The sequence below is a fragment of the Nostocoides jenkinsii Ben 74 genome (assembly GCF_001046875.1).
Classification (GTDB): Bacteria; Actinomycetota; Actinomycetes; order Actinomycetales; family Dermatophilaceae; genus Nostocoides_A; species Nostocoides_A jenkinsii.
In genome coordinates, this window is record NZ_HF571038.1 from 3,523,640 (window position 1) to 3,528,030 (window position 4,391).

A 4,391-nucleotide genomic window follows, 5' to 3' on the forward strand; every position below is an offset into this window, starting at 1 on the left:
GACTCCGACCGCATCGACGATCACAAACCTCGTCTTCGCCGAGGCGTCCGGAGTGACCGACTGGAAGTCGGCCGGCGTGATGGTGCGGGCTCCGCGGCCCTTCATCTGCTCGAAGTACTGCGCGGAGCGGACGTCACGCATGAAGAAGACGCACTCCAGCGGCTTGACATCGGTTCCGGTGGCGATCATGTCGACGGTGACCGCGATCCGCAGCGACGGTGAGGTGCGAAAGGCCTTTAGCTGTCCCTCGGGGTCGCGGGCGGCATACGTAATCTTGGCGGCGAAGTCGTTGCCCTTGCCGAATACCTCGCGCACGGTCGTGACGATCTCCTCGGCGTGAGCATCGTCCTTGGCGAAGATCAGCGTCTTAGGGACGGTGGAGCGACCGGGGAAGATCTCGGTGAAGAGCTTGTCACGGAAGGTCTCCAGCACGAGCCGGATCTGGGACTTCGCGGTGACGGCGCGGTCGAGCTGCTTGTGCGTGTATTCGAAGTCCTCCTCTATTGCCTCGAGCCGCTGCTGGCGGGTGCGTCGGTCGACCTTGGGGACGATCGTGCCGGCCTCGATCGCGCCACCCTGCTCACTGATCTGCGTGCGGATCCGGTAGAGGTCGAAGTCGACGTTGACCCGGTCGGCCACGGACTGGGGGTAGGTGTATTCGGAGACGAGGTTCTGCCGGAAGAAGGCGAAGGTCTGCTTGCCCGGGGTCGCGGTGAGGCCGATCACGTGGGCGTCGAAGTAATCGAGCACCCCGCGCCAGACCCCGTAGATCGACCGGTGGGCCTCGTCCACGATCACCAGGTCGAACGCCTCGGGTGGCATCTCGGCGAGTAGGTGACGGTGACCGGTGCGTCGGGGACGAAGTCGTCGAGGTTCGGGTCGTCGCCCTCCGTGACGTCGTGACCGCGCAGCACCGAGTAGACCCGCTGGATGGTGGAGACGATGACGTGGGAAGAGCCGAGCATCCCCGCGCTGGTCAGCTTGTCGACGTTGTAGAGCTCGGTGAACCGGCGCCCGTCATCGGGGGTGCGGTAGTTCTGGAACTCGGCGATCGTCTGCGCAGCCAGGTTGTTGCGGTCGACGAGGAAGAGGATCCGCCGGAAACCGCCGAACTTCAGGAGGCGGTATGCCGCGGTGACGGCCGTGTACGTCTTGCCGGCTCCGGTGGCCATCTGGACGAGGGACCGGTCGTGATGCTGCTTGGCCAGGCTCTGCTCGATGCCGTTGATCGCAGTGATCTGAGCCGGGCGCAGGGGCGCTTCGTCCAGCGGCGGGAGGTGCTGCACCTTGGCACGCCACGTGGGCTTGTCGGGCTCGGCCTCGGCATCGCGGATCTGCTTGGCCAGCGTCGCCGAGGTCGGGAAGTTGAAGATCCGGCGCGCCCTGGGGTGAGGGTCGTAGCCGTTCGTGAAGTGGGTCTCGGAGCCACTGGCCTCGAAGACGAAGGGCAACCGACCATCGACGGTGATCGACTTCAGCTCGGCCTCCGCCGGCAAGCCGTTGGCGTAGACCGCAGACTGCCACTCGACGCCCGACAGGGTTGTGCCCTCCGGCTTAGCCTCGATCACCCCGACGACCTTGCGGTCGACATAGAGCAGGTAGTCGACACGGCCATGCCCCGCCTTCATGACCACCTCACGACAGGAAACACTCTGGTGAGCGATCAGGTTCAGGGATTTCTTGTCCTGCACGGACCACCCCGCATCAGCGAGCTGGCGATCGATCAGCACGCGCGCACGCTGCTCCGCCGCCAATCTCGCGTCATCACTTCCAGCGTTCATTGGAACCAGACAATTGTCGGCGTCCACCGGCTCTCCCAGGTGTCCGCCGCTGACGACATGTCCGGGTCCGAGGGAAATTGATCCATGGGGCACCTACGACCTACGAAACTGAGCGCACTTCGTTCGAAGAAACTGATCAGCGAGCACGTCGGCCACTCTCGGGCCGACAGTTGTTGGACATGTTTGCGGCGCGAGCCCCAGCGAACGTCGACCGATCGCACTCAAAATGCATGCAGCTCTCCAAGCCAGCGGAAATGGAGCACCTCAGCGCGCATGCAGTCATCGATGCCTCCGGCACCTGGAGCGGCCCGAACCCCCTCGGAGGAGGAGCACCGAACCTCTACTACACAGTCCCGGTGCCCCCCCTCGATCCTGGACGCGGGGTAACTCCCCCATGAGGCACGCCAACACTCATGGAGCACCTAACCTGTGTGCGTGGACCTCCCGCCATGGTCGAGCGCAATGAGTATCGAACACCCCACGCATTCGACCCGCACGTCCCTGCCGGAACGGCGCAACAAGTGGGCCGCAGCAGGTGCCGGGGCTGCCGTTGGGTTGCTCGGCGGCATGATCGGCCTGGGCGGTGCCGAGTTCCGGCTACCCCTGCTCATCGGACTCTTTGGGTTCTTGGCCCTCGAAGCCGTCATCCTCAACAAGGCCATGAGCCTCCTCGTGGTCGCCACCGCATTGCCCGCCAGGCTGGTCGCGGTCCCTTTGGAACAGCTCACCCCGCACTGGCCGATCATCGTCAACCTCCTCACCGGAAGCCTTCTCGGCGCCTACCTCGGTGCGACCTGGGCAACCCGCATGCGAAATCGCACCCTCCACCGGGTCCTCGCCATCCTGCTGATCCTGATCGCGGCCGCCCTTTTGGTCACCCATCTCGGACGGGTGCAACCCGCCGAATTACAAGGGCCACTTCAAACGATTACCGGCGTCGCAGCAGGAGCAGGCATCGGCGTGGTCGCCGCCCTCATGGGAGTCGCCGGTGGGGAACTGCTGATCCCCACGATCGTGCTGCTCTACGGGGCAGACATCAAAATCGCAGGCAGCCTCTCCCTCGCAGTCTCGCTGCCCACGATGCTGGTCGCGTTCGCCCGCTATAGCCAAGACAAATCCTTCGCCGTGCTCCGGCACAACCGTGCCTTCCTGCTCGCCATGGCCATCGGATCAGTGGCCGGCACCGCCGCAGGCGGAGCGCTCCTCGACGTCGTCCCCACCGAGGTGCTTGTCCCCCTCCTCGCCGTACTACTCGTCATTTCAGCTCGCAAAGTCTGGCAACACGGCTGACCCAAGAACGTGATCGAAACCCGCCGACGGAGCCAGGTGTGCGGCGCCGTCGGCCGATACGACGGTTGATACTTAAGTGCTGGTTGGGGTCAGGCGGTCGCGTAGCCAGCAGAGGCGATCGCGGCACGCACCGCGGCTTCGTCAACGTCCTCACCGGTGGCGGTGACGGTTGAGGCGGCCAGGTCGACGTCGGCTCCGGTGATGCCGGGGACGGACTCGACCGCGGCGCTGACTTTGGTGGCGCAGCCGCCGCAGGTCATACCGTTGACGGTGATAGTGGCGGTGGAGCTGGTGGTGCTCATGGATGGGTCCTTTCGTGAGCGATCGCCCGGTTCGTGGCGAACGTTGCGAACTATACCCTTAGGGGGTATATGTATGTGACGCGTCCCTGCTCGAGGGTGGGATCGTGGAAGCGCATCCTGCGCGCGTGCGAGAATCGGAGTCATGTTGGCCTCAGTGGCAATGGCTCGGCGCGGGTGGCAGTTGGTTGCTGTCTTCGTGCTGGCCTTGGCTGTGGTGGGGATGCATTCCCTGGGCGCTGGTCACTGTGGTTCCCCCCGAATCGTGGAGGGTTTGGCTATGCGGCTTCCCGGGCGGTGGCCGCGGTGGTTTCGTAGGCGATGGGGCTCATCATGCCTGCTGAGCTGTGTCGGCGCTCGTGGTTGTAGAACCCGTAGCACCAATCGAGCACGACGGCCTGGGCCGCCTGGGTAGTGGTGAACTCGTGCCGGGAGAGGACTTCCCACTCCAGGGAGGAGAAGAACGCCTCCGCGGCTGCATTGTCGAAACACGATCCGACGCGTCCCATGGATTGACGGATCCCGAGCCGGCGGCACAGCCCGGTGAACGAGTTCGCCGTGTAGGTCGAGCCCCTGTCGGTGTGGAAAATGACCCGCTGCGACTCGTTTTCCCGCCAGTTCGGGCCGTTGACCGCGTCGATGCCGCCGCGGGCCGCGACGGCCATCGTGATCGCCGCGCACGCCAGGTCGGCGTCCGGATGGATCCCAGTCGCGGCACCGAGCAGCCGCCGCGAGTACAAGTCGATCACCGTGGCCAGGTACAGCTTCCCGCCCGTGGTCGGGATCTCCGTGATATCCCCAACCCAGCGGGCGTTGGGACGCTCAGCGGTGAAATCCCGGCGCAGCAGGTCCGGGAACTTCGGTGCCGTCTTGTCCTGCCGGGTTAATCCGTTGCGGCGCTTCATCTTTCGCGCGACCAGGCCCTGCCGGCGCATCGAGTCAGCGACCGTCTTCTCACTCACCGTCCACCCGTCCACGACCAGATCGGCGTGTAACCGCGGAGAACCGTGCACACCGCGAC

5 protein-coding genes are annotated in these 4,391 nt (G+C 65.1%); 1 reads left to right on the forward strand and 4 read right to left on the reverse strand.

What is annotated here, in order from left to right:
- On the reverse strand, positions 1–822 hold an 822-nt coding region (locus tag BN13_RS20685), incomplete at its 3' end, for a DEAD/DEAH box helicase family protein (RefSeq protein ID WP_268806973.1).
- Positions 795–1,730 (reverse strand): DEAD/DEAH box helicase family protein, encoded by a 936-nt coding sequence (locus BN13_RS20690; protein ID WP_268806974.1) that lies wholly within the window; start codon positions 1,728–1,730, stop codon positions 795–797. The genes BN13_RS20685 and BN13_RS20690, both read right to left, overlap by 28 nt.
- Before the next feature lie 513 nt (positions 1,731–2,243).
- On the opposite strand from BN13_RS20690, the gene BN13_RS16755 reads away from it, so the two are divergent.
- Positions 2,244–3,071, forward strand: coding sequence for a sulfite exporter TauE/SafE family protein (locus BN13_RS16755; protein ID WP_040750950.1), 828 nt, complete (start codon positions 2,244–2,246; stop codon positions 3,069–3,071).
- Between the two features lie 89 nt (positions 3,072–3,160).
- Here BN13_RS16755 and BN13_RS16760 read toward each other — a convergent pair whose 3' ends face one another.
- Positions 3,161–3,373 (reverse strand): heavy-metal-associated domain-containing protein, encoded by a 213-nt coding sequence (locus BN13_RS16760; protein ID WP_048548326.1) that lies wholly within the window; start codon positions 3,371–3,373, stop codon positions 3,161–3,163.
- A 275-nt stretch (positions 3,374–3,648) separates the two neighbouring features.
- A partial coding sequence (locus tag BN13_RS16765) for an IS3 family transposase (RefSeq protein ID WP_048548328.1) occupies positions 3,649–4,391 on the reverse strand: 743 nt, incomplete at its 5' end.